This window comes from Faecalispora jeddahensis (genome assembly GCF_000577335.1).
GTDB lineage: Bacteria > Bacillota > Clostridia > Oscillospirales > Acutalibacteraceae > Faecalispora > Faecalispora jeddahensis.
Map to the genome: position 1 here is coordinate 11,579 of NZ_CBYL010000018.1, position 25,855 is coordinate 37,433.

Below are 25,855 nucleotides of genomic sequence, written 5' to 3' on the forward strand. Positions count from 1 at the left end.
AGTTAATCCAGCGTCAGCCCCAAATAGGCCTTGCCGTTATGTTCCACCGGCCTGAGCGGCCGGAGCATACCAAACCGCCGAACCTCGCCCCTGTTCGGGAACAGCGCTCCGTTTTCCGGCAGGCGCAGGTGATAGCTTTGCGCCGGCATTTCGGCAAGCAACTGCCCGAGAAGCGCCGGGAACGCCGCTTCATTTGCCATCAGCTCGGTCACCTCGCAGGAGCCGTCCTCCAGCAGGCGGCTGAACGCATAGGCTGCATCCTCGCCCGACTGCACGGCAATCAGCTTGCCGCCGTACTGGTGGTTAAAGCCCTGCGCAAAGCAGAGCGCGCGCTCATCCCACAAAACGGAACCCCAAAGGGAAGAAAGCTGTTCTTCCCGGATTTGTTTCATCCTGGAATAGCCCAAAACCACCCGGCCGCACTGCGCCCCCGCGGAAAGCTGCGAAAGCTCTTCCGCCGAAACTGTGACAAAGCGGGTAAAAAAGGCCTCTTCGTAGCCATAATTCGCGTAGTAATCATACAGCACATCGCTCGACGGCAGCAGACACGAAAAGTGCTCGCCGCGTTTGACACCCAAATGCGCCGCGGCCCGCAGCAGCGCGCCCATGCAGCCCTGCTTACGGTATTCCGGCAGAGTGGCGGCGGCGTAAATATAGTGGCCGCGCACCTCGCCGCCCGGCTGCACCATGCGTGCCGGCAGCATATGCACCATTGCAGCCGCCCTGCCGTCTATTTCGTAGACCAAACAGGTACGCGGCTGAAAGGCATTATTGAAAAAATAGGCAACGGGCCGCTTGGGGTCCCCAAAGCAGATCTGCCATATCGTTTCGAGCTCCGGCTGCATGCCCCAGCGGGCCAGCCTGATGATTCTGCCGCTCATTATTCCGTTCCCTTCAGTACCGCACGGTACTTCTCCAGTATGATTACGGGGTGGTAAGACAGCTTTGCTTTGCGCAGTCCCTCCAGCCCCAGATCCTCTTCCCTGTTGATATATTGGTAGCCCGAGAGATTGCGGCGGGCAAACTCGTTGTTGATCGCTGCGTACAGACCGTCGTAACCGGCCAGCGCTTTTTCAAAATGGAGCAGGAATACCTGCGGATTGATTTCCTCGCCGATCGTGTAGGCCACCGGCTTACCATCAATGCGGATCAGACCGCCGGAAAGCTTCAGCTCTTCAAAGTTGGCAAACGCTTTTCGAAGCGCGCGCACCTCTTTATCCAGCCCGTTTTCCGGGTCGCATCCGTTCTGGCGGCACCACTCCCAGCTGACCTCGCGGCACGCATCGAGCGTATCGACCGTAACGTCCTCATATTCCCACTGATACTGGCGGTTGAATTTGGAAACGTGATTGCGCTTGCCGTGGTATTTTCTGCCCGCTAGCTCAATCAGATCGCTGCTGTTATAAATATAGTCCGCGCCGTCTCTGTCGATGCTGAATTCAAAACGGCCCGGCATCGCCTCTTCCATGCGGGCGACCTCTTTTTCAGTCATGCCCCACATCTGAAAGCGAAAGCCCTTTTCCGCCGCGTCGTCAATCAGCAGCTGCAGAGCGTCCCTGAGGCTCCCGGCGCTTGCAGGGTCTGCCACATAAGGGAAATTATAGGTGTGAAAATGCTCGCCCGAGGACAAAAGCACATACCCATCCTGACGGCAAATACGGGAATGATACGATTCATTCCAGATAAGCAGGGTGCCGAACGCGTTCTCGCTCCCCATTTTACCGCTGGCCGCCAAAATCGGCTGAAGCCATTTCCGATCCTCGATCGTTGCATATTCAAATTTTAACATAAATCGCTACATTCCTTTATGATTTCACTTTCCATGATTTCCGCATGGATTTGCTGTGCCGGTTTGATCTGCCCGTTTTCGGCGCATGGGATGACAAGCCATCCCAGCTTTTCCGCGCAGTATAATGCGCTTTGCCGGCAGGCAGCCAGAAAGGTGGTGTCCTGCTCGTGCAGATCCTTCTTCGCTTCGTCGCCCTCATACCGTTCCCGGAGCAGACGCTGAGAGATTTCCAGCGGCATGTCCAGATAAATCACGGCGTCCGGTGCGGGAAGCTCCAGTTTATTATACTCAAAATCGCAGACCCAATCCAGATAGGAATCCCACTCCGAATGGGGCAGCTTCGTCATTTGGTATACCATGTTAGAGGTGGTATACCGGTCGGCAACGATCAGGCTGCCGTTTTCGTAGTCACTGCGCCAGTGGCGCACATAGCTCGCAAAGCGGTCCACCGCGTAAAAGGAGCTGGCCGCAAAGGCGTTGACCTCCTGCGGGTGCGCGCCGAGCTCGCCGCCGAGATACATTTTCACCAGCGCGGAGGATTTCTCCTGATAATCCGGAAAAGAAACCCGCCGCAGCCGCACGCCGCTCTTTGTGAGCGCCTCACACAAAAGCGCCGTCTGCGTGGCCTTCCCGCTACCGTCAAGGCCCTCGATCACGACCAGCCGGCCGCTCACGGCTGCTCCTCCAGATTTTTGTAATACGCGCGTACCTCTGTCATCTTGCCGCAGCTCATCTTCCCTTCGGGACAGCCGCCGCGCACACACGGCGGGCCGCAGTGAGAGAACAGGTTCGGCGCGACGCCGCGCACCAGACGCAGCATCTGAATCGCGACCTCCTGAATTTCCCATTGGGCGCGGTTGCAGCAGCGGTGCGAAAAGAAATTGTACAGCGACCGGGCGTTCATGGTACAGATCATTTTGGTTTCACAGGCGTTCGGCAGCACAAAGCGCGCGTCCTCAATCGCCTTTTTCTGCGCCGCGCGGGCAGCTTCTTCCGGCTTTTTGCCCTCCGCGATCATTTGGGCCTGATGTTTTTCCTGCAGCAGGCGGGTCAGAGTTTCATACCGGCGCTGGGCTTCCTCCATCGATTCGATGAATTCCTGCCGTGCCTCGGGGATTGCCTCAATCTCGGGCGGGATCACGTAGCCGAACTGATGCTCCGCTACATATCTTTGGCTCTGCACGCTGTAAGAAGCAATGCGATGACGGGTCATCTGCGCCAGAAACGCGCGCGACACTCCTTCGATCGCAAATGTAAACGATGCGTGCTCAATCGGGCTTTCATGCCCGATCTCAGAGAGCATCTCGACAAAACGGGCGGTTTTTTCCTCTGTGAGGCCGTCCATAATATGTTCCACATCCGCAGCGGAATAGCAGAGCTTTGCGGCGGCTGCCACCGTCTGCTCCGGCTGCGGCGTATAAGCGATCAACGCTACCTTTGCCATTGTATTATGTTCCTCCGCTTCCGGCCGGACCGCCCAGAACGGACGGATCCGGCCCCTTGCTCAATAAAATCACCACATGGGCGCCGTACTCCAGCGAATCGCCCGCCTTGTGGTCCTGGTAACCGACGGCCTGCCCGGCCGGTACGGTATCGTCGAACACATCCCGCTTTGCAGGGGTCAGCCCTGCGGACGTAACCGCCAGAGAGGCGTCCTCCAGACTCATGCCCCGAATCTCGGGCAGGGAACGCATTTGAGCGCCCTGACTGACGACAACGACGATTTTTACGCCCTTCTGTGCCAGCTCGCCCGCCGTGGGGGACTGCCGGATGATCTTGCCCTCGGCCACTGTATCGCTGAACTCCTTATCAGAGACCAGAATGTCGTAGTCCTCGGTTCCGGCGCTTTCCGCTGCCAGAACATCATCAAGCTTCTGCCCCACCAGATCGGGAACCTGAACGCGCTCCGTGCCGGAAAGCTCCGCCGCGTCAAGGCCGTTCATCAGCATCCCGGAATCGGCAGATTCCACAGTCGCCTTCATGGCGGTGGAATCCGCAGCGCCGGCCGTGCCGCCAAAGCTTGGCGGGAACAGCCAGAAGATCCCGATACAAACAAAAACAGCCAAAGAAACCACACCGGAACCGATTGCCCAGGCAATGCCCGGGATGCCGCGTCGGGCGGGCTCCGGTTCCGGAGCAGACTCCGGCGGCAGGGGTTCCTCTATTTTTGCCGTAACAGTGGGCGCTGCCGAAAGCTCAGCCCGCAGGCGCTCAAAATGAGGGGTTCGTTTGGACGGCATCACCTGCAGAGCGTTGGCCAGGCCGGTGATCACATACGGGGGCAGACTTTTGAGCGTACTGGTCGGGATCATCAGCCGCGAATCCCCCTTGCGGCGCAAAGCATCCTGCGGCAGAGCGCCGGTCAGCGCAAAAAACAGACATGCGGCAAAGCCGTACACGTCCGTCGACTCATCCGGCACATAATTCATCACATATTGCTCGAGCGCGGCGCAGCCCGCCACCAAGTCCGGCGGCAGGTCGGTATCCATACGGCGCACGGCGTCCAGCTCAAAATCGGTCAGCTTCATGCGGCCATCCTGCAGAATCACCAGCGTGTCAGGCGAAATGCCAAGGTGATTTACGCCCTTGGAATGCAGTGTGGAAAGCGCGGACAGCACCGGCATGAACAGCGGGCGGGCGGCATTCCAGTCCAGGCTGCCGCCGCGGCGCTCCACAAAATAGCGCAGTGTGATGCATTCTTCCCACTCCGCTACCGTATAGGCCGTTCCGTTTTCTTCAAAAATATCGTAAATCTGTTCGATCGCAGAAAGCTGCCGCATATGTGCCAGCTCACGTGCATCATTTAAAAAGGAGGTTTTATATTCCTGAAACGTGACCTCGCTGCCGTCTACCACACGCACCATCTGGCCGTCCGGCAGGCGCTCGCTCATCGTCTGGGGAAAAAACTCACGAATCAACGTTTTGATATTCAGCACACTGTCGTAGCCGATATAAGAGATTCCCTCTCCGTTACTCTTGCGGGCCAAGCCGATCATATATCGATTTTGCAGCATGGTTTTGAACGGCAGCGCGTCCGGCCGCTGCGGCTCATCCGTCGGACACCCGCAATGAGGGCATGGCTCGCCCACGGGCCGCTCCGACATACAGTTCATGCATAGCTCAAAGTCAGTCATACTGGTTCCTCCATAATGCTATTATGGACACACAAAGCAGGCGTTATCCCGCCGGTTGGCGCCACAGCCCTCTCCGGCGGATAACGCCGGGCATTCCGGATCAGCCCGGCTGTTTTTCGGGCGGAACGCACACCACCCGATTCTTTATATTTAAGAAGTATACCACAGTCTACCGGCAAAACGCAATACCTCGCGTCTGACTCTCATTTTGGGGCTCCGGTTTTGCGACATTTTTCGCAGAATTTTAAAGGGAAGCGAATTGATATTCTATGCCCTGTTTGCTATAATAACCTCACGGCGTAAGCCGAAGCAAAGCTTCGGGCGCCTGAGAGAACATTGAAGCATGATAACACCGCTCAAGGTACCGCTTTTGAGGAAAGAAAATACCCTTACCGTTGTTATCATGCTATAATCATACAATCATAAAAAGTGCGGATTTCTTTCCCGTCTTCAGCGGAGAAGAAATCCATCCTATTATTTGAGTATACTATTTCATATTGCAGAGGAGGGACTGTGGGATGAACCGTAAAAAGGGAGGCAAAGTGGCCGCTGTCATTGACATCAGCTCGAGCATGCTGAAAATGAAAATTGCTCAGCTGCAAAAGGACAAAATCGTCACGCTGGATCGTCTGGAATACCCCGTCAAAATTGGCTCTGAGGTGTTTCACGGCGGGAAAATCAGCTTTGAAAGCCTTTGGAATATTTCCTCCACCCTGCACGGATACAGCGACGTGATGAAGGAATACGGCGCCGAGCAGCAGCGCGTGGTGGCCACCACGGCCCTGCGCGAGGCGAAGAACCGGGATTACATCACCGACCAGCTGAAAATTCAGAACGGGATCACCGTACAGGTTTTGGAGGACGACCAGGAAAAAACGCTGATCTACTCCGAGGTTTTGAACTCGATACAGGCCATGCCGAACTTTCCGGCCGGCAACACCCTGATTTCGTTCATCGGCACCGGCAGCATCGGGCTTTCCATTTTCGACGGAACGAATATGATCTTCTCGCAGAACATCTCCATCGGGCCGATGAAGCTGTACAACATGCTTGGCAGCATTCAGGAAAACAGCGGCGATTTCGATACGGTGGTAGAGGAATACCTGAATCTGATCGTGAAGCACATCCCCATTCCCGGACGCCTGAAGAGCATCCGCAACCTGGTGCTGGCAGGCAGCGAGATCGAGCTGATTGCGCGCATTTGCAGCGTTACACCCGAGCAGGGACATTACATCATTCAGTCGGAGCTGATCGGCCGCCTGCTGCAGGAGGTTCGCGTCATGACGCCGGACTCTCTCGCCGCCAAGTACGACATCACCGACGCCAGCGCACAGGTGCTGTACCCGGTGCTGGTAATTTACATGCAGCTTTTGCAGCTGACACACGCCGACCGGGTGATCTGCCCGAAGGTAGAGCTGTGGGACGCTCTTTTGCGCCAGATGCTGGTACCGAAAAGCAAAAAAGATTACGAAACCCACGTCGTAAACAGCGCGATTTCGTGCGCGCAGTGGATCGCCGACCGCTACCGCTGCAACCGCTCGCATTCGGACGCGGTGCGCCGTTTTTCGTGCCGGATTTTTGACAAGACAAAGAAAATCCACGGCATGGATTACAAGAGCAGGCTGATTCTGGAGCTGGCCTGCATCCTGCACGACGCGGGGTATTACATCAATTCCAAAGAGCACCTGAACAGCACGTTCGATCTCGTCAAGAACATCGACATTTATGGCCTGACCGACCGCGAGGTGCTGATGATCGCGTTTTTGTCCAGCTACGACGAATACTGCGTGCCCAGCGACGACGACCCGGAATTCAACCGCCTTGACAAACAGACCCGCCTAATGATTTCAAAGCTCGTGGCGATTTTCCGCCTTTCGAACGCGCTGGATAAATCGCAGACGCAGAAGCTGGAGGATATTACGATCAAGCTGGAAAAAGACCGGCTTGTGATTACGGGCAGCAGCGACGGGAACCTGACGCTGGAAAAATGGGCGTTCGATCTGTGCGCGCCGTTTTTCCAGGAGGTATTCGGGATTCATCCCGTACTGAAAATCAAAACGCTGATGCTTTGAGAGAGGGGGAAACACTATGGGTGAGAACAAACAGCTCCCCTTTATCAACCGGGAACTGAGCTGGATGGATTTTAACTGGCGCGTTTTGGAGGAGGCCTTTGAAAAGGAAAATCCCGTCATGGAGCGACTGCGGTTTTTAGGGATCACCTCTTCCAATCTGGATGAGTTTTTTATGGTGCGCGTAGCGGGCGTCAAGGCCCAGGTGCACTCGGGCTATAAAATCCCCGATCTTTCCGGCCTGACGCCGGATGAGCTGATGGTTCGCCTGACGCGCAAAATCCGTTCGTTTACTGAGCAGCAGTATACGTCTTTGCACCGCTCGATTCTGCCGGCCCTGCGGAAGGAGAACGTCTTTTTCTGCGCGCCGAGCGACCTGAGTGAGGAACAACAGAATTTTCTTTCGGATTATTTTGACAAGATCCTGTACCCGGTACTGACGCCGCTCGCGGTAGACCGCAGCCGCCCGTTCCCCATGCTCACAAACAAGAGCCTGAATCTGGCGGTTCGCCTGAAGGGCGAGGAGGAATCCCTGTTTGCGGTGGTACAGGTGCCGTCGATCCTCTCCCGTTTTTTGCTGGTACCCGACCCGGAACGAAAGATTTATGTGCTGCTCGAGAATATTATCTCCTATAAAATCAACAATCTGTTCGGCATGCACCACATCGAAGCCTGCTCGCCCTTTCGATTGACGAGAAACTCTGACCTGGAAATCGACGAGGACGCCGAGGACCTTCTGACCGAGGTGCAGAAATCCATTAAAAAGCGCAAGCGCGGGCGGCCCGTGCGGCTGGAGCTTCTGCAGAACTGCGACGCCGAAATCAAGGATTTTCTTGTGGAGATGCTCGACCTGAAGCCGAACGACCTGTTCGAGGTGCCCGGGCCCATCGACCTGACATACCTGACGAAATTTGCGTCCCTGCCGGGGTACGACGCTTTGTGCTTTGACCCGATCAAGCCCGTTTATCCCCCCGCAGCTTTCTGGGGCTATGACGATATTTTTGAGGCCATCCGGGAAAAAGACCGGATGGTGCACCACCCGTACGAAAGCTTTCAGTGCGTGGTCGATTTTGTCAGCCGCGCGGCCGATGACGCGGATGTGCTGGCCATCAAGCAGACCCTGTACCGCGTCAGCGGCCATTCCCCTATCATCGCGGCGCTGATCCGCGCGGCGGAGAACGGCAAGCAGGTAACGGTGCTGGTAGAGCTGAAAGCCCGCTTTGACGAGGAAAACAACATCAACTGGGCCAAAAAGCTGGAACAGGCCGGCTGCCACGTCATCTATGGCCTTGCGGGCCTGAAAACCCACTGCAAAATTCTGTTGGTGGTGCGGCGCGAGGAGGATGGCATCCGCCGGTACGTACACATGGGAACCGGAAATTACAACGACTCCACCGCCAAAATCTATACTGACATCGGCGTGTTCACCTGCCGCGAGCCGTACGGCATCGACGCTTCGTCGCTGTTCAACGTGCTCACCGGCTATTCCCGCCCGCCGGAATACCGCAAATTTGTGGTGGCGCCGCAGGGAATGCGCAGCGTTTTTGAGCGCATGATCCGCCGCGAAACAGAAAATGCCAAAAAGGGCCTTCCCAGCGGCATCACCGTAAAGGTAAATGCTCTGATTGACCCGCAGATGATCGAACTGCTGTACGAAGCATCGCAGGCCGGCGTGCCGATCCACCTGATCGTGCGCGGCATGTGCAGTCTCATTCCCCGGCTGCCGGGGCTGAGCGAAACCATCACCGTGCAGAGTATTGTGGGCCAGCTTTTAGAGCACAGCCGCATTTACGCCTTTCAAAACGGGGGCGACCCCAAAATCTATATGGGCAGCGCCGACTGGATGCCCCGTAACCTGGACCGCCGGGTAGAGCTCGTGTTCCCCATTGAAGGCGAAGAGCTGAAGCGCCGCGCGTTTGAAATTCTGGAAATTCTGCGCAGCGACAATGTCAACACACGCATGATGCAGCCGGATACGACTTACCTGCACGTCAGCCGGCGCGGCAAGGCCGCCGTCAATTGCCAGTCTTTGTTCTCCACCATGGCGAGAAAGAGCCTGACGGAACTGAAAAAATCGGAGGAAAGCAAGCTGATGGAGCCGATCCGCGATGCGGATAAGGCGAAGCGGCTCAAATAACGGAAAGGGGCCCACAACGATGAGAGTTGGAATTCTGACCAGCGGAGGCGACTGCCAGGGGCTAAACGCCGCGATTCGCGCCGTAGGAAAAGCACTTTACGAAAAATTTGAGGACGACGTTGCCATATTTGGAATCCGCGACGGATACCGCGGCCTGATGGAGGGCGATTACTGGGAGATGTCCCCCCGCGACTTTTCCGGTATTTTAACGCTGGGGGGCACGATTCTGGGCACCTCGCGCCAGCCGTTTAAAGAGATTCGCGGCCCCGAGGGCAGCCAGAGCGAAAAGGTTGAGCAGATGAAGAAAAACTATAAGAAGCTCAGGCTCGACTGCATTGTGATTCTGGGCGGCAACGGCACCCACAAAACCGCGAACCTGCTCAGCGGGGAGGGGCTAAATGTCATCACACTGCCCAAAACCATCGACAACGACCTGTGGAACACCGAAATGACCTTCGGCTTTTCCAGCGCGGTGGAGATTGCTTCGATGGTCATCGACTCCATCCACAGCACCGCCACGTCGCACGGGCGGGTGTTCATTGTGGAGCTGATGGGACACAAGGTGGGCTGGCTGACGCTGCACGCGGGCATCGCGGGCGGCGCAGACGCGATTCTTCTGCCCGAAATCCCCTATAACATCGATTCCATCTGCCGCGCGCTGCAGCAGAGAAAGCGTTCCGGCAAGCAGTTTTCGATTCTAGCCGTGGCGGAGGGAGCCATTTCGGACAAAGAAGCGGCCCTTTCCAAAAAAGAACTGAAAGCACAGCGGGCCAAAATGACGGAGCCCTCCCTTTCCTACCGTTTGGCCAAAGAGATCAGCGAGCGCACCGGCAACGAGGTGCGCGTGACGATTCCCGGTCATTTTCAGCGCGGCGGCAGCCCCTGTCCTTATGACCGCGTGCTGGCGACCCGCCTTGGCACTGCTGCGGCTCAGATGATTCAGGACCGCCATTTCGGCTGCATGATGGCCCTGCAGAACCAAAAGATCGTCCCCGTTCCGCTGGGAGAGGTGGCAGGCAAGCTCAAGGCTGTTCCGCTGGACTGCGAGATGATCCAGTCCGCGCGGGACATCGGCATCAGCTTTGGCGACTGAGCCTCGACGACATCAGATACAAAAAGAATCATCCCCAATATAAAAATGAAAAAGGCCGGATTTTCAGTGTTGAAAATCCGGCCTTTTCCTTGTCGTCAGGATATGGATACTACTTTAGAAAAGTTTAAAATGCAGTTTCAGTTCCTACCCTTGAAAGTCAGTTAGTGTCCATCCTTTTCGGCAGCGAACTCACGACCATTCCCATAAGGATAAACACCGACCCCAGATACCCGAAAGTAGACAACTGCTCACCTAACATCAGATAGGCAGACAAAGCGGTAAAAACAGGCTCTGTGCAAAAAGCGATCGATGCAAAAACAGGAGAGATATGCTTTAATGCAATGTTTTGCAGAAGATAAGCGATAAACGTACACCCCGCTGCCAAATAAAGGATGGAAAGCCACCCGGAGGCAGATACATGATAAAGGGATTGAAAATCCTCCAGCATAACTGAAAAGGAGAGTGAAATCAGGGCAGTCACTCCTGATTGGACTGTTGATAAAACGACAGGTTCGATTGTGCGGACAAGCTTTGCGCTGAATGTAAGTGTTACGGCTAAACAAAACGAACTGATCAGCGCCATAAGTTCACCAACCCCAAAAGCATTCTCTCCACTAATGCCACAAATGAGATACAAACCCGTAAGCACCAGCAGCACAGCGCCTGCTATTTTCTTTTCAGGCTGCGTTTTATGAACCAAGATGGCCAAAATGGGGGTAAACACCACAGACAAAGCCATCAACAGCCCGGCCGTGGTCACAGGCGCAAATTGCAGAGACAGCGTTGATAAAATAAAAGATGCGGCTGTCATAACGCTGATTGGGATACATTTTTTCAGTTCAGTGCTGTATTTTGTCAGTATTGGAAAGAAAAACAGAACAAACAAACCAAACGATAAAAAGAAGCGGATCGTCAGACAATAAAATGGCGAGATCGATTGCAGGCCAATTTTAGTAACGGTATTTCCAACGCCCCAGAGGACGCATTCCAAAACAATAAAAGCATGATAGGCCAGCTTTTTATTCATATTATAATTCACTCCAAACATAAAAAAGTCATTGGCTGCTCACCAATGACAGAAATCCGTTTACTGCCATGTGGGCATAACGACCCACGGCTATTCCCTTTCAGGGATAGCCGTTAGCAGTAACGATGGAGTTTATTATTTAAAATATGAATTACGGCTAAATTCACAGTGGCCACTCCTTTGCCTTGATTGTAACAGACAAAGAAGCGGCACACAAGTAGAACCGGAATTTTATTTACAATAAATTTCTGTATTCCGAAATATCCCGAAATGTCAAAAGGCTCATAGCGCGAAGTTTGCTCTTGGCCTTATAAAATTAATTCACTCCGCACGGGAAAAGTTTGCCGTCATTCCCCGTCCTTCGGCGCGGAATCTTCCTGAGAAACCGCGGGCTGCTCCAAAGGAGCCTGTGGCTGGAACTGCTCCTGCGGCGCGGTCTGCAGCGCCGGAATTTCGTCTGTCGGCTCCACTCTGGGGCGGACGGAGGGGGTCTTGATGTGAAATACGATCTGAATGACAAACAGCGCCAGCGAAACAAGGCAGACCATCCAGAGATAGCTTGACCAGTGATAGATGTCAGGGGCATTGTTGTCCGCCAGAACCCCCTGGAACATCAGGCCCATCGCCAGCGACACGCCGCACAGCAGGCTGATGAGAAGGTCCAGTCTGCCGCGCTTCGGGTACAGGGGTCTATGCTTGCTCCTCAAATAAAAATACACGCTGCGGGCCGCGTTCAGCAAAATAATCGCCAGCGCCAACAGATATGCGCTGAAATTCCAAAGGTAATGATTCATGATATCCTGCAAGGGACTCACCGCCATAAACTTCTCCCCCTCTGCTTATTTTCCTTATTTTACCCATTTTCCCTGCATTTTGCAAGTAATTCCTGCGGGATTTGCGCAGATGCAGAGTAAGAGGGGACTGCATCCTTGGTAAGGATGCAGTCCCCTCTTACTCATCTTTGTCTTAATTCAATAAACTGCTCGCTATCGGACCCGCACCGGGGACATCGAAAATCCTGGGGAAGCTCACTGCCGATAAAAATATATCCGCAGATTCTGCATCGAAATCTCTTCTGGTTTTCCGAGAGCATGTCGTTCTGTCCGTTTTCCTGCATTGGATCTTCCCCTTTCTTATGTAGATATCAAAACCTGTGCGGGGCAGTCGGCCCCGTCGGGGGTTTTCACTCTGCTGCTTCCACCGTCACAAGCTCTTTGAGCTTTTCAAATGTTTTTTCACCGATTCCGTCCACCTGCATCAGCTCCTCCGTGCTCTGGAAGGCCCCGACGGATTCGCGGTAAGCGATGATCTTCTGCGCTGTTGCCGGACCAATTCCGGGCAGCGTTTCCAGCTCTTCGGCATCTGCCGTATTCAGATTGACCAGCGCGGTCTGCTCCACCGGCTCCGGCTCGTAGCCCTCCGGCTGAGAAGCGTCGTCCGGTGCGGAGAAACCCGCCGCCTGCGCCGCAGAAGAAAGGTCTGTTTTCACCACGGCCGTCAGCGTTACCTGCGGCACAAACAGCACGTTATACCCGATCATCAAGGCGCAGAGAATGATCGCGACGGCAAGCAACCAGCGAACCTGACGGGCATCCTGATCCATTCTTCCACCGCCACCCCTTATTCCGCGCGTTCCAGGTATTCAATCAGGTCGGCTACCGCGCCGTCTCGGCAGTCGCCTACGACGAGATCAGCCATCTGCCGAATGTCCTGCGGCGCATTGGAGGGCACTGCTGCAAAACCGGCGGCGTGCAGCATCTCCACATCGTTATAATAGTCGCCGATCACCACCAGATTCTCACGAGGCAAGCCGGTCTGCCGCAGAATCTCTAACAGGCCGCTGCCTTTGTCGACTCCTTCGGGCAGCATTTCCAGAAAGCACTTCTCGCTCTGCACAAAACGGACTCCGGGGTGCGCAAAGGACTCGGTAAAGGCCTGTATTTTCAGCTTGGTTTCGGGGTCGGCGGCAAACAACGCCTTGCACCAGTGGTCGGTAATTTCGCCTGCGTCTATCTCTACACAGGGCAGGTTCTCATTCCCCAGATGCGCCCTGACATACTGATTCGCGCGCAAAACAAACTGCCTGCGCTGCGCGAATACCTCACAGCCTATCTCCGGAAAGTGTTCTGTGAGAAGGCGGGCATAGTCCCTCGCTTGCGGCGGCAGAAAGAACGCCTTGGCAATCTCATCCTGCTCATAATCGTATAAAATAGAGCCGTTCAGCATCACACAAAGCCCCTTGGGCTGCACCTGGCGGCAATAGCGCTCTCCGGAATTCACGGAGCGCCCGGTCGCCACGGCAAAGCGGCCGCCCTGCTCCTGAAACCGCCGGATCGCATCGATATTGCGCTGCGGTATCCTATGGTTTGCACCAATCAGGGTACCGTCAAGATCAGACACCAAGAATATATCCTGAAGCTTCAAAAGAGAACCTCCTTATACTATCACCAGCGACGAAAAGTAAAAAAACAGGCATTGCCCCCATATCTTTAGCAGGGGAGCGCCGCTACAATTCCAAATTTTTATGGAAGATCAGTACGGCTGACTGCGCAGACGTGCCAGAAAATCGGTAAAATACGGCGGAAGCGGACTTGTCAGCTCAATATACCGGCCGTCGCGCGGGTGACAAAAGCCGATGACACTCGCGTGCAGGCACTGGCCGTTCAGCGAGGGAATCACTTTTTTCGGCCCGTATACCGGGTCGCCCGCAACGGGGTGGCCCAAATACGCCATATGCACCCGAATCTGATGGGTTCGGCCCGTTTCAAGCCGCAGACGCACATAGGAAAAGCCGGGCAGTTCCTCCAGCACCTGATAGTGCGTGACTGCGCGGCGGCTGTTTTTCTGCGTGACCGTCATCTTCTTGCGGTCGGTCGGGTGCCGGCCGATGGGTGCATCCACCGTGCCGCTTTGCTCGCGAAGATGGCCGTATACCACGGCCTCGTATTCACGGGTAAAGGAATGCTCTTTAATCTGCGCGGCAAGGCTCTGGTGGGCAAAATCATTCTTCGCGACGATCAAAAGGCCGCTGGTATCTTTATCAATACGGTGCACAATGCCGGGGCGGATGACCCCATTGATTCCGGACAGGGAATCGCCGCAATGGTACAGCAGCGCGTTGACAAGCGTTTTGTCGCGGTTGCCCGGCGCGGGATGAACCACCATGCCCTTCGGCTTATTGACTACCAGCAGGTCGTCATCTTCATAGACGATATCGAGCGGGATGTTTTCCGGTTTCGCCTGCTCCATAGGGGCAGGGTCCGGCAGCAGCACCTCGATCGTCTGGCCCTCGGCCACCCGGTCGTTCTTAGAAAGCGGACGCCCGCCGCACAGCACCGCGCCCGCAAGCATCAGCTTCTGCACGCCGGAGCGCGTCTGGCCCTCCAGCAGCTCGCTCACTGCCAGGTCCGCCCGGGCATCCTGATGCTCCGCCCCGATTACCAGCAGCTTTTTCTGCACCTTAACCACCCATTCTGTGATTTCTGTTCTGATTGTAGTGCGCGTATTTGGCATAACGCCCCGGCTGCTTGGGCCGGCCCCTGTCGTCTGCAAAGAACAGCAGGTAGATCACCAGCAGCGCACAGCCGACCGTGACGCAGATGTCCGCAAAGTTGAATACCGGCGGGAAGAACTGAAAGTGAATATAATCCACCACATACTGATAGCGCAGCCGATCGATCATGTTTCCGATCCCGCCGGCCAGAATCAGCGTGAGCGCCGTACGGGTCAGGGCGGTGTGGCCGCGGTAAAAAATCAGCGCCGCCGCGATCAAAAGGCAAACCACAGCGGTAACGGCAATAAACAGCCATTGGTAGTTCGCCAGTATGCCGAACGCCGCGCCGCGGTTTTCCACATAGGTAAGCTGAAAAAAGCCCGGGATCAGCTCAAGCCGGCCCAGCGGTTTCAGCTGCTCCACCACCGCGGCTTTCAGAACCTGATCTACGGCAATCCCCGCCGCTGCCGCGACGAAGGACAAAAACACTGCAATATAAGGCAAAAGAAACTCCCTCTCTTTCAGGAAAAAAGGGCGGATCGCTCCGTCCCTCTTCCATCTATGAAATACTCCGGACCCGGATTTCGGGTGATGTACTTATTCTTCTCCGGATTCATCCACTTCATCAAATTTTAAAACATCATAACGCAGGTCGTGATTCGGCGACTCTGTATCGAACACCGCGGCGTCGACGGAAAAGTCGTCCTTCTCCGGTTCCGGGGTGTACTCCGGCTCCGGCTCTGCGGGCACGGGAGGCTCCTCGGGCATATAGTGGCTCTGCTGCTCCGGCTCCTCCTGCTCTTTCTCCGGCTCGGCTGCGGCATGGCTGCCTTCCTGCGCAAACTCTTCCTTGCGGCTGGGGATCGCATCGATCAGCGTCAGATGCTCTTTGTAAATCGCAAGCAGCTTGGTGCGGAATTCGATGACCTTTTTCTTCAGCTCATCCAGCTCGCGCTGCTGTTCAACCACATCCGCCTTGGCGGTGCCGAGAATGCGCTCGGCCTTCAAATTCGCGTCCTTCAGGATGATTTCTGCCTTATGGCGCGCCTCCCTGACAGAAGATTCGCCCAGCTTCTGCGCGCTGACCAGAGCGGTTTTGATCTCGCTTTCTTCCTGACGGTAATCCTCAATCTTTTCCGCCAGAACGGAGAGTTTTCTCTCCAGCTCTTTCTTTTCGTTTGCCAGTGTTTCGTACACTTCGGCCTGCTCCATCGTTTTTTTCAGCAGTTGGTCGTAGGAATCCTTCACCTGATCGATAAAGGCATCTACATCTTCGGTACGATAACCGGAAAAATTCGATTTGCGGAAGCTGACATTGATAATATCGTTGAGAGTAAGCACGACAAAAACCTCCTGTTATCTGTATTTTCTTCCACTCAAGTTCACACGGCCCCGTTTGGTTTCGGGCCCGATCTGATCCAGAATAAACCGGCCCTTACCGCGCACGGAGAGACGGTCGCCGTCTTTGACCGCCGCGGAAACCGACATAATTTGCACGCCGCCCAGCAGTACGCCGCCCGATTCCACCAGGCGCGCCGCTTTCTCGCGGCTGATGCGCAGTGCCGCAGCGACGACACAATCCAGCCTGGGCGAAGCGATCACCGTACTGAACGGCTCAAAGCCAAGGCCGCCCGGCAAAGGCTCGGTAAAGCCGGGGGTAAGCCGCACCCCCACCCGGCCGATCTTTTCCACCTGCGTCTGTACATAGCCGGCCATTTCTTCGCGCAGGAATAAAACGCCCCGGCTCGGCTCGATCAGAAGATCGCCCACCGTGTCGCGGGTAATGCCAAGCGCCATCAGCGAACCGAGAAAATCCCGGTGTGTGAGCTTGTCACAATCGCGGAAGGAGGCCGTAACGGCACAAATGGGGAACAACTCCGGCTCCGGCTCAAGGTAATCGGGGAACGCGCCGAACATCACGCGCTCCGCCCCTTCAAAGCCGCCCCAGAATAAATAGTGGAAAAAGCCCTCCCGGCGCAGAACACCCTGTGCCGAGAAGGCTTCCGCTTCTGACAGAAAGCCCACAAAAACCGGCTGAGACCGCCGGGAACATAGGCGGACCGCATCCAGGAGCCTTGCCTCCAGTATGGCGTTATCCCCAGGGGAATTCTGCTTCATCAGAAATAAACGCCATTGTTTTCCAGCTCGTCGAGCACGTCGTCGCCGGTCAGCTCTACATTATACGGGGTGATGATAAAGGTGCTTGCCGCAACACGCTTGATTTTGCCCCCGTTTGCGTAAGCCACGCCGCTGAGAAAATCGATGATGCGGCGGCTGATGTCTTTATTGGTGTTTTCAAGGTTGAGCACCACGGTGTGCATTTTTAGCAGTTCGTCTGCCACGGCACGGGTTTCCTCGCCAAAACGCTCGGGCTTGAAGAGAACCACCTGCAGCTGCGTGGTGGCGTGAATATTCACGACCTTATTGCTGCCGCCAGTGCTGCCGCCGCGTCTTGCCGTTTCACGCTCGCGGATCGTATCCGCGTGATTGTCCGGGCCAGAGATGATCTCGTCTGCGCGATCATCTACATATTCCTCATCCTCATACTCATCTTCAGGGGCGCCCAACATATCTTTAAATTTTTGAACCAATCCGGCCATTCTGATGCCTCCCTATTTTCGTTCTAAAGGATTTGATATTTCCTAGGTCCGAAGAGAGACGAGCCCACCCGAACCATATTTGCTCCGCAAAGGATTGCCTGAGCATAGTCTGACGACATGCCCATGGATAAGTAATCCATGAGAATATTATCCATTCTTTTCGCCTTGATGTCAACATAATATTCGCGCATGCGCGAAAAATATGGCATCGCGTCCTCCGGGCGATCGCAGACAGGCGGGATTGCCATGAGGCCCCGCACCGAAATGCCGGGCATGCAGGAAACTTTTTCCAGCAGCTCCGACAGCTTCTCCGGCAGAACGCCGGACTTATTTTCTTCGTGCCCGATATTCACTTCGATCAGCACATTGGTCGTGGTTTTGTTCTGCAAAGAAAGGCGCGAAATCTCTTTTGCGAGCTTTTCGTTGTCCACAGACTGAATCAAGCTGACCTGGCCGATCAGGAACTTGACCTTGTTGGTCTGCAAATGCCCGATAAACTGGCGGTCGCAGGGGGAAAGCAGCGGCAGCTTGTCGCACAGCTCCTGCACGCGGTTTTCGCCGATATGCGAAACTCCCAGCTCGATCGCGCGGTTGATCACCGGAACGGGGACCGTTTTGGTCGCTGCCAAAAGCGTAATCTCTTCGGGGCTTCTGCCGGACTTGACGGCGGCCTCTTCGATCTTCGCCCGAACAACCTTCAGGTTTTCTTCCAGGTCACGCATCCGCTCCGCGTATTCCTGTTCGGTTTCATTTAACGACTTTTCCGTCATAAAGATCCGTCCCTTCTATAATCACCTCATCGTATAAACGGATAGGGGATTTTGTCATGAGTTCTTTCCACTCCGGGTCGGTGTCGCTCAGCTCTTTGCAGATGACATAGCTGCCGCTGCTCATCAGCGGGATGATCTGCACGAATTCGATGGTATTGCCGTGCATGACATAAACACCCTGCACTTCTTTTTCCACCTTCTTCTTGGTGCCGTCCTCCTGCGTGAACTCCTTCGTCAGCTTTTCAAAATGGATGCTCTTCTGGCTGACCATGATCCCGGAGTAGGTTCCCGCCTGTACCTGCACTGTGGCGTCGCGCACGGACGCGATGCCGGTATCCATATAAGAGCACTGCAGGATCACGGCAGCGTCTCCCTGATGGTTCGGCTGATTCACGGCGGCCACAGTCGCGGGGACCGACTTGCCCACCGCAAACGGAAAGTTGATGTTGACGCGGTTGCCCTCCTTGAGCTTGAGCGCGTCATCCTGGCTGACTACGGCGGCGAAGTACCAGTCAAACTCCTCGCACACCTTGCCGATCACATCGCTGCCAAGGGCCTGCGGCTTTTTTTTCGCTTTCAGGTCAGCCACCGAAAGCTCCAGTACGGAAGCGTAATTGTACTGGGATTCGTACCCGTCCGCCGCACTGACGAAATAGCCCGAAACCGGTGATTTGATCTGCCCCATTTTCGTGCCGCCGGAGGTGGGGATCGCACCGAGCTGGCCTTGCAGCTGCGCGATTCTGGCGCTGAAATCCTTGGACGCGCCGGTGACCACCTGCTGCTCGTTCATCAGGTACAGCAGGGAGTCGCGCTGCGACGACAGAGTGTTGTAATCACGGCCCTGCAGCGAGGTCAGAATTTCTTTGAGGCCCTGATTGATCTGCTTTGTCAGCGAGCCGGGGTTTGCGGCATACGTATCGCCGGGCTTGCTCAGGCTTTGCAGGCGGGCGATCTCCGCCGAAAGGTGTGCTGCCTGCTGCTGCTGCGTGGCGTCTTTGGCGCTGTCGTATACCTCTGCCACAACGCCGTCCTTGGCGATTTTGCCGCCCTCGCCGAGCGGGTACGTGAGAACGCCCTGCACGCTTTGTTTGATCAGCTGTTCTTTGCGGATCACCGTGCCGGTCATCTGGATCGTATCCTCTGCGTTGGCATACACAGCGGTTTCAGCCTTGACCCCGCTGTAGCTGGCGTTATAAATCTGATTGCCGATATAAAAAAGGAGCAGCAGGCCGATCAGGCCCGAAACCAGGCGCTTTAAAACCGGATTATTCATACAGCTCCCCCCTTATGATCTCTTCTGCGGCACCGCGGAGCGCGTCCCACTGTGCGTAATCATCCACGAACAGCCAGCGCGCCTGCTCCTCCCGGCGGAACCAGGTAAGCTGGCGCTTGGCGTAGCGGCGGGTTTCGCGCTTGATAGTATCCTGCGCTTCAGGGAGTGAAACCTCACCGCGAAAATACGGCAGCAGCTCTTTATAGCCGATCGCCTGCATTGCCGTGGCGCCGCTGGGCATTTCGAGAAGCTCCTTCGCCTCTTCCACCAGCCCGCGGCGAAACATTTCATCCACCCGCTGGTTGATTCTTTCATACAGGCGCTCCCGGTCGCGGAAGCCGAGGCATAAGAAGCACACCCGGTACGGCGAAGGCACAAGGCGCGAACGGCGCAGGTGCTCTGTCATCGTTACGCCTGTGACGCGGTACAGCTCGATCGCACGGATCAGCCGCGGCAGATTGCGCGGCTCGATACGATCCGCAGACTCCGGGTCAAAGGAGCGAAGCTCCTGCATCAGGCCCTCGGTTCCCTCCTGCGCTGCCCGCTGTGTCAGCTCGGCGCGCAGGGCGGGGTCGTTGTCCGCTTCGGTAAACGCGGTGTTCGTAATGAGCGAGCGAATATACAGCCCGGTTCCCCCCGCCAGCACCGGCAGGTGACCCCGGCTGTGGATGTCCACGATCGTTTCCTTGGCCAGGGCAACATAATCCGCCACGGAAAAGGATTGCCCCGGCTCCACAAAACCCATCAGGTGGTGAGGCACCCCCAGCGTTTCTTCGAGAGTGGGCTTTGCGGTTCCGATTTCCATCCCCCGGTAAATCTGCATGGAATCGGCGGAAACCACCTCTCCGCCGTGGCGCAGGGCCAGCTCCGCCGCAAGGCGGGTCTTGCCGCTGGCTGTTGGCCCGCCGATGACAAGCAGCGGTATTTTCTCCTGCGGCATAAGCCTTCCTCCTTTCCAAAGCAATAAAATTTGATCAGGGTATCAAACGTAGACCGTTGAAAGCTGCAAGGCGGCAAGCATTTTTGAATTTACTTTCTTTCCCCCAACCTTGGAGGAAAAAGAAGGCTTTGACTATGCGCCCCAAATCATACAGGGCAAGGCACACAGCAGGCAAAATTATTCTTAAATTCACTTTATTTTCGGCGGCCCGCTTCATGCCCGGCCGAACTGGCGCTCTAATTCTTTGCGGGTCAGCACGATCGAGATCGGCCGCCCATGCGGGCAATACCGAAGCTGCGGGTTTTCATCGAGCTGCCGCACCAGGGCGATCAGTTCCTCCGGTGAACGATCGTCGTGCGCCTTCATCGCCGCGCGGCAGGCGATATTATGGTACAGCCAGTCGAGGTGCTCAGTCGTCACATCGGTGCGCGACTGCGCTAAGTAACCCGCGATCTCCATCACGGCCTCCGGTACGTCCTCCCCGGTCAGGGACAAGGGCGCGCTGCGCACCAGCACGGTGCCGCCGCCGAAATCGTCTATTTCAAAGCCGGCTGTTTCACATAGATCCAGCGAAGCCAGCACCGCCGCGTATTCGTTCTTTTCCAGCAGCACTGGTACGGGGGCCAGCAGCATTTGCGAAAAGGCCGTGCCGCTCTGCTCTTTGAGCCGCTCGTACAGCAGCCGTTCGTGCGCCGCGTGGCGGTCGATCAGCACCAGCTCCTCGCCGTCCGCGCCGTCGCGTTCGAGCAGGATATATGTGCCGAACGCGTGGCCGATATAGCGGAAATCCGCTGGAGCCTGCGCGTCAGGCGACGGCGCTTCCATCTGCCCCATAGAGGGCTGTTCCGCGAAAGGATTCCCCACTTCCGACTGCTGTGCCGGACTGCTGACCGGCACAGCGCTGACAGGAGCGGCCTCCCCGCTGGGGGAAACCTCCCATTCCTCCGGTTCGGCAGCTCTTTGCGGGACTGTGCCGGGCTGAACCGGAGCACTCACATTCGACTGTACCGGCAAAGCGGGTCGTGTGTCCGGCCATCGCTCTGTCAGAGGACGGGCAGACTCCGGGGAGCCTATTTTGTGATACGCGGGTGTTGTCGGCACGGCAATCTCCACCGGGTCGTCCACAGCGCTGTCATGTAGGGCCGGGGCAGCAGGCTTTGCAGCGCCAAACACGCCGGGCATCGCAATCTGCTGGGGTTTTGTATCCGGCACATCGAACGGCAAAGGCGGTGTCTGCGGCTTCGCAGCCGGCGGTTCCGCCGCACCGGGCAGCGTGATTTTATTCGGGGAATCCCCCTTTGAGAGCGCGGTCTTGACCCCGTAATACACGGCGTCGAACACCGGGCGCTCGTTGATGAAGCGAACCTCGAGCTTGCCGGGGTGAACGTTCACGTCCACCGCCTGCACGGGAATCTCCAGATGCAGCACACAGGCCGGGAATTTGCCGACCATCAGCGAGCCCTTGAACGCCTGCTCCAGCGCCACCTGCGCGGTGCGGCTACGGATCGTGCGCCCGTTGATGAAAAACTGCTGCATGCTGCGGTTCGGGCGCGCGTGCGAGGGCTTGCTCACAAAACCAGTGACCCGCACCCCCTGCAATTCATACTCCACCGGAATCAGCCCTGCGGTGAATTCCCGGCCGAACACCGCAAACACCGCGGATTTCAGCTGCCCGTCGCCTGGGGCGCGCAGGGTCTCTTTTCCGTCGCGCACAAAGCGTACGGCAAGCTCCGGGTGCGACAGGGCGATTTTATCCATCACGGCGGCGACCGCGTTTGCCTCTACCGTGTCTTTCTTCAGGAATTTCATGCGGGCGGGAGTGTTGAAGAAAATGTCGCGCACGGTAATGACGGTGCCGCGCGCGCAGCCCGCATCCTCCAGCGCCTGTTCCTCGCCGCCTTCGATCACATAATGCGTTCCGGCCAGCTCCTCTTCGGTGCGGGTAAGCAGGTCGACCCTTGCCACCGCCGCAACGGAGGCCAATGCCTCGCCGCGAAAGCCGAGCGTGCCGATGGATTCGAGATCCTCCGCGTGCAGCACCTTGCTGGTGGCGTGGCGCAGAAACGCCGTGGGGACATCCTCCCGCGCGATGCCGCTGCCGTTGTCAGCGACGCGCATCAGCAGCGCGCCGCCATTTTGAATCTCTACCGAAATGCTCGTCGCACCGGCGTCGATCGAGTTTTCTACCAGCTCTTTGATGACGGAGGCCGGGCGCTCCACCACCTCGCCGGCGGCGATCAGCTCCGCAACGTGTTTATCGAGCAGATTAATTTTCCCCATTCACTTGCCTCCCTGCTTCCTGTTGGTCAATTGCTTTTCCATCCCATATGATGCAAGTACAGCGGTATCTTCCCCCGCCTATGACGGGGGAAGATACCCACCACGATTCCATATGATATAGCTCTAATTCTGCGCCAGCTTACTCAGTTCAAACAGCGTATTCATACATTCGATGGGCGTCAGCGTATTGACATCCATCTGCCGCAGACGCTGGAGCACTTCGGATTCCTGCGGCGGCACAAGAGAAAGCTGCGCCGTTTCCTCTTCGCGCGGTTTTCTGCCGGAGCCCTTCGGCGTGACCGGCCTGCCGCTTTCCAGCTCACGCAGCACCTGCTTGGCCCGGTTCACTACGGAGTTCGGCACGCCGGCGAGCTTTGCGACCTCGATGCCGAAGCTGTCGTCCGCCCCGCCGCGCACGATGCGCCGCAGGAAGGTGATATCGTCGCCGCGTTTTTTCACGGCAATATTAAAATTCTTCACGCCGGAAACCAACTCCTCCAACACAGTGAGCTCATGGTAGTGCGTTGCGAACAGCGCCTTTGCGCCGAGGGAACGCTTGTCCGTCACATGCTCGAGCACCGCGCGGGCAATGCTCATGCCGTCGAACGTGGAGGTGCCGCGCCCGATCTCATCAAGGATCAACAGGCTGCGGCTCGTGGCGTTTTTCAAAATATCCGCGACCTCGGTCATCTCTACCATAAAGGTGGACTGCCCGGAGGCCATGTCGTCCGACGCGCCGACGCGGGTGAAGATCGCATCTACCACGCCGATTTCCGCCGACTGCGCGGGCACAAAGCAGCCGATCTGCGCCATGAGCACGATCAGCGCGATCTGGCGCATATAGGTGGATTTACCGGCCATGTTCGGGCCGGTGATGATCGCGACGCGGTTTTCTTCCTGATCGAGCTCCACGTCGTTCGGCACAAAGGGCACGCCGTCGAGCATCTGCTCCACCACGGGGTGGCGGCTCTCTTTCAGAATGATTTTTCCGCTGAGGTTCACCTCGGGGCGCTGGTAGCTGTTCGCCACAGACACCGCCGCGAACGAGGTGAGAACATCGAGCTGCGCCACGGCCGAGGCCGTAGCCTGCACCCGTTCGAGCTGTGACGCCGCCTCGGCCCGCACCTGCTCAAAGAGCTGCGTTTCGAGCTGCACGGATTTTTCATGCGCGCCCAGAATGCGGCCCTCCAGCTGTTTCAGATCGGGCGTGATGAAGCGCTCGCAGTTCGTCAGAGTCTGCTTTCTTATGTACTCGTCAGGCACCTTGTCGCGGTAAGAGTTTGAAACCTCGATATAATAACCGAATACCCGGTTGTAACCTACTTTGAGTTTTGGAATTCCCGTTTTCTCTCGCTCCCGCGTTTCGAGCTGCGCGATGATTTCTTTGCCGCTGCCCATATCGGTTCTCAGCTCGTCGAGCTCCTCGTGGTAGCCGGGGCGGATCATGCCGCCCTCGCGGATGGAAAACGGGGGCTCGTCGACGATGGCGCTTTCAATTAAGGCCGCCACATCCTCGAGCGGGTCGATCTTTTCCCTGATTTCCCTGAGCAGAGCCGAGGAAACGCCGCCCAGCAATTGTTTTAATTCCGGCAGGCGCGAAAGCGCCGCGCACAGAGAGCGCAGCTCGCGCGCGTTGGCCGAGCCGTACACGATGCGCGTCATCAGCCGCTCCAGATCGTGTACGCCGGAGAGCTGTTCGGCAACGGCGTCGCGGAACATGCTGTCCATCGAGAGCTCCTCCACCGCATTCTGGCGGCGAAGAATCTGCGCGGGATTCAGAAGCGGGCGTTCAATCCACACCCGGATGAGCCGTTTGCCCATCGCGGTTTTGGTCTTGTCCAGCACCCAGAGCAGCGAACCGCGCTTACTTTTGCCGCGCATGGTTTCCAGCAGCTCCAGATTGCGCCGGGCCGATAAATCCAGACCCATAAACTGTGAGCCGGAATACATCTCGATGGTATCCATGCGCTCCAGGCCCGTACGCTGGGTCTTTTTGAGGTACAGCAGCAGGCATCCGACCGCCTGTGCCGTTAAGGGATACGCGGAAACGCCGGAGGAATCGAGCCGCTCGGGCGAAAACTGCGCCTTGAGCAGCTGTTCGGCGCCCGTCGTTTCCTCCTGCGGCAGGCACTCCAGCGCCGCGCTGAGTTTTTCCTTGATAAATTTGCCCAGACCCGTCATTTGCAGGGTCTGGGGATTGATGAGAATCTCACGGGGAGAAAAGCGGGCCAGTTCGTTTCTCACTTGGGATTCCAGCTCCTGCAAGGAATCCGCCAGGAGCTCCGTGGCCCGCAGTTCACCCGTGGAAATATCCGCAAAACAGACGCCCGCGGCATGTTCCCCCGCGAACACCGAGCAGATAAAGTTGTTCTTTGATTCGTCGAGCATGCTGCTCTCCATGACCGTGCCGGGCGTGATCACGCGGATGACCGCGCGTTTGACCAGCCCCTTGGCCAGCGCCGGGTCTTCCATCTGCTCGCAGATCGCTACCTTGTAGCCCTTGGCCACCAGGCGCGCGATGTAGCTTTCGGCACTGTGGAACGGTACGCCGCACATGGGCGCGCGCTCCTCCTGCCCGCAGTCGCGGCCCGTCAGGGTCAGCTCCAGCTCGCGGGAAGCGAGCTTCGCATCCTCAAAAAACATCTCGTAAAAATCGCCCAGCCGGAAAAACAGCAGGGTATCCGGATTCTGTTCCTTGATTTCAAAATATTGCTTCATCATGGGCGAAAGATCCGCCATTTCTCCATCCCCCGTCTGTTTGCTTTGTTCTGATGATCAATGGCAGCCAGAGCAGCCGGAGCATCCGCCCGCACCGCAGCCGCCGGCCTGGTAATCCGCCAGATCGGGGTCTTCGCCGTCAGCAGAAGCGTTGATGATCGCGCTGACGCGCTGGAGCATCATGTCCATATCTTCCTTCGCAAGGTTAAAGTCCATCATGGCCGGGTGGTTCATCACACTGTCATAGGCTTCACGCAGTTCCTCGTTGAGCTGCTGCATCTTGTCCTCGTCACGGTCGGCTTTGCCGCCTTCCTGGCTGATCGCGATTCTCTTGAGGTTGAAATCCGCGATCATCTTCTGCAGTTCCTCGTTTTCTTCGCTCTCTTTGCGGGCCTTCTGAAAATCGAGGTATCTTTCGTCCTTCTGAATCTCTTTGCCGAGCTGGCGAGCCATCTCAATAACGTCCATGGTTACTGCCTCCTAATTTATTTCATTAAAATTTTATCTGCGCGCCGCCGGGTGGCGGCTGTAT

At 56.6% G+C, this 25,855-nt stretch carries 24 protein-coding genes; 3 read left to right on the forward strand and 21 right to left on the reverse strand.

The genetic code is table 11. The features are described 5' to 3' along the window. Positions 1–2 precede the first annotated feature (2 nt). Genes TY09_RS08485 through TY09_RS08505 form a run of 5 tightly spaced genes read right to left on the reverse strand, consistent with a single transcriptional unit; the run spans position 3 to position 4,923 of the window. Complete coding sequence (locus TY09_RS08485) at positions 3–881, reverse strand: GNAT family N-acetyltransferase (protein WP_042433086.1); 879 nt, start codon at positions 879–881, stop codon at positions 3–5. Next, positions 881–1,789, reverse strand: a complete 909-nt coding sequence (locus TY09_RS08490; RefSeq protein WP_042433090.1) for a DUF2156 domain-containing protein — start codon at positions 1,787–1,789, stop codon at positions 881–883. The genes TY09_RS08485 and TY09_RS08490 overlap by 1 nt, the downstream gene beginning before the upstream one ends. Next, a complete protein-coding gene (locus tag TY09_RS08495; protein ID WP_042433093.1) occupies positions 1,783–2,463 on the reverse strand; it encodes a dTMP kinase in 681 nt (226 codons plus the stop codon). The genes TY09_RS08490 and TY09_RS08495 overlap by 7 nt, the downstream gene beginning before the upstream one ends. Continuing rightward, on the reverse strand, positions 2,460–3,233 hold the full coding sequence (thyX, locus tag TY09_RS08500; RefSeq protein WP_009061311.1) for an FAD-dependent thymidylate synthase: 774 nt from the start codon (positions 3,231–3,233) through the stop codon (positions 2,460–2,462). The genes TY09_RS08495 and thyX overlap by 4 nt, the downstream gene beginning before the upstream one ends. Before the next feature lie 4 nt (positions 3,234–3,237). Beyond that, positions 3,238–4,923 carry a PASTA domain-containing protein gene (locus TY09_RS08505; protein WP_042433096.1) on the reverse strand — a complete coding sequence of 562 codons (1,686 nt, stop codon included), beginning with the start codon at positions 4,921–4,923 and terminating at the stop codon, positions 3,238–3,240. Positions 4,924–5,441: 518 nt separating this feature from the next. Between TY09_RS08505 and TY09_RS08510 the strand changes: the two genes are divergently transcribed. From TY09_RS08510 to TY09_RS08520, 3 genes are read left to right on the forward strand one after another with little or no spacing between them, the layout of a single operon-like run. Beyond that, positions 5,442–6,995: a Ppx/GppA phosphatase family protein gene (locus TY09_RS08510; protein ID WP_009061194.1), complete on the forward strand. Its 1,554-nt coding sequence runs from the start codon at positions 5,442–5,444 to the stop codon at positions 6,993–6,995. Between the two features lie 16 nt (positions 6,996–7,011). Further along, positions 7,012–9,129, forward strand: coding sequence for an RNA degradosome polyphosphate kinase (locus tag TY09_RS08515; RefSeq protein WP_042433099.1), 2,118 nt, complete (start codon positions 7,012–7,014; stop codon positions 9,127–9,129). Positions 9,130–9,148: 19 nt separating this feature from the next. Further along, positions 9,149–10,222, forward strand: a complete 1,074-nt coding sequence (locus TY09_RS08520) for a 6-phosphofructokinase (RefSeq protein WP_042433102.1) — start codon at positions 9,149–9,151, stop codon at positions 10,220–10,222. Between the two features lie 157 nt (positions 10,223–10,379). Here the strand turns inward: TY09_RS08520 and TY09_RS08525 are convergent, their stop codons facing one another. The 16 genes from TY09_RS08525 to TY09_RS08595 form a co-directional block, all read right to left on the reverse strand. Further along, positions 10,380–11,249: a DMT family transporter gene (locus tag TY09_RS08525; RefSeq protein WP_042433105.1), complete on the reverse strand. Its 870-nt coding sequence runs from the start codon at positions 11,247–11,249 to the stop codon at positions 10,380–10,382. Positions 11,250–11,596: 347 nt separating this feature from the next. Further along, entirely contained in the window at positions 11,597–12,070 is a 474-nt protein-coding gene (locus TY09_RS08530) for a hypothetical protein (protein WP_042433108.1), read from the reverse strand. A gap of 134 nt (positions 12,071–12,204) precedes the next feature. Further along, entirely contained in the window at positions 12,205–12,366 is a 162-nt protein-coding gene (locus tag TY09_RS19020) for a rubredoxin-like domain-containing protein (protein WP_009061242.1), read from the reverse strand. A gap of 66 nt (positions 12,367–12,432) precedes the next feature. Beyond that, on the reverse strand, positions 12,433–12,852 hold the full coding sequence (locus TY09_RS08535) for a ComEA family DNA-binding protein (RefSeq protein WP_042433111.1): 420 nt from the start codon (positions 12,850–12,852) through the stop codon (positions 12,433–12,435). A gap of 17 nt (positions 12,853–12,869) precedes the next feature. Next, positions 12,870–13,673: an HAD-IIB family hydrolase gene (locus TY09_RS08540; protein ID WP_042433114.1), complete on the reverse strand. Its 804-nt coding sequence runs from the start codon at positions 13,671–13,673 to the stop codon at positions 12,870–12,872. 108 nt (positions 13,674–13,781) lie between these two features. Beyond that, positions 13,782–14,708, reverse strand: a complete 927-nt coding sequence (locus tag TY09_RS08545; protein WP_042433117.1) for an RluA family pseudouridine synthase — start codon at positions 14,706–14,708, stop codon at positions 13,782–13,784. A gap of 1 nt (position 14,709) precedes the next feature. After that, a complete protein-coding gene (gene lspA / locus TY09_RS08550) occupies positions 14,710–15,246 on the reverse strand; it encodes a signal peptidase II (protein WP_052335577.1) in 537 nt (178 codons plus the stop codon). Positions 15,247–15,339: 93 nt separating this feature from the next. Then, complete coding sequence (locus TY09_RS08555; RefSeq protein ID WP_009061244.1) at positions 15,340–16,083, reverse strand: DivIVA domain-containing protein; 744 nt, start codon at positions 16,081–16,083, stop codon at positions 15,340–15,342. Between the two features lie 15 nt (positions 16,084–16,098). Next, positions 16,099–16,860, reverse strand: coding sequence for a YlmH family RNA-binding protein (locus TY09_RS08560; protein ID WP_042433119.1), 762 nt, complete (start codon positions 16,858–16,860; stop codon positions 16,099–16,101). Further along, positions 16,860–17,342, reverse strand: a complete 483-nt coding sequence (locus tag TY09_RS08565) for a cell division protein SepF (protein WP_009061284.1) — start codon at positions 17,340–17,342, stop codon at positions 16,860–16,862. Before TY09_RS08565 ends, TY09_RS08560 begins: the two co-directional genes overlap by 1 nt. A 23-nt stretch (positions 17,343–17,365) precedes the next feature. After that, positions 17,366–18,112 (reverse strand): YggS family pyridoxal phosphate-dependent enzyme, encoded by a 747-nt coding sequence (locus TY09_RS08570; protein ID WP_009061305.1) that lies wholly within the window; start codon positions 18,110–18,112, stop codon positions 17,366–17,368. Then, a complete protein-coding gene (locus tag TY09_RS08575) occupies positions 18,090–19,385 on the reverse strand; it encodes an HlyD family efflux transporter periplasmic adaptor subunit (protein ID WP_042433121.1) in 1,296 nt (431 codons plus the stop codon). Before TY09_RS08575 ends, TY09_RS08570 begins: the two co-directional genes overlap by 23 nt. Next, positions 19,378–20,325 (reverse strand): tRNA (adenosine(37)-N6)-dimethylallyltransferase MiaA, encoded by a 948-nt coding sequence (gene miaA / locus TY09_RS08580; protein WP_042433125.1) that lies wholly within the window; start codon positions 20,323–20,325, stop codon positions 19,378–19,380. The genes TY09_RS08575 and miaA overlap by 8 nt, the downstream gene beginning before the upstream one ends. Positions 20,326–20,538: 213 nt before the next feature. Next, positions 20,539–22,605 carry a DNA mismatch repair endonuclease MutL gene (gene mutL, locus TY09_RS08585; protein ID WP_042433128.1) on the reverse strand — a complete coding sequence of 689 codons (2,067 nt, stop codon included), beginning with the start codon at positions 22,603–22,605 and terminating at the stop codon, positions 20,539–20,541. A gap of 123 nt (positions 22,606–22,728) precedes the next feature. After that, positions 22,729–25,344: a DNA mismatch repair protein MutS gene (gene mutS, locus TY09_RS08590; protein WP_042433131.1), complete on the reverse strand. Its 2,616-nt coding sequence runs from the start codon at positions 25,342–25,344 to the stop codon at positions 22,729–22,731. Positions 25,345–25,380: 36 nt separating this feature from the next. Beyond that, a complete protein-coding gene (locus TY09_RS08595; protein WP_009061303.1) occupies positions 25,381–25,791 on the reverse strand; it encodes a YlbF/YmcA family competence regulator in 411 nt (136 codons plus the stop codon). Between the last annotated feature and the right edge of the window lie 64 nt (positions 25,792–25,855).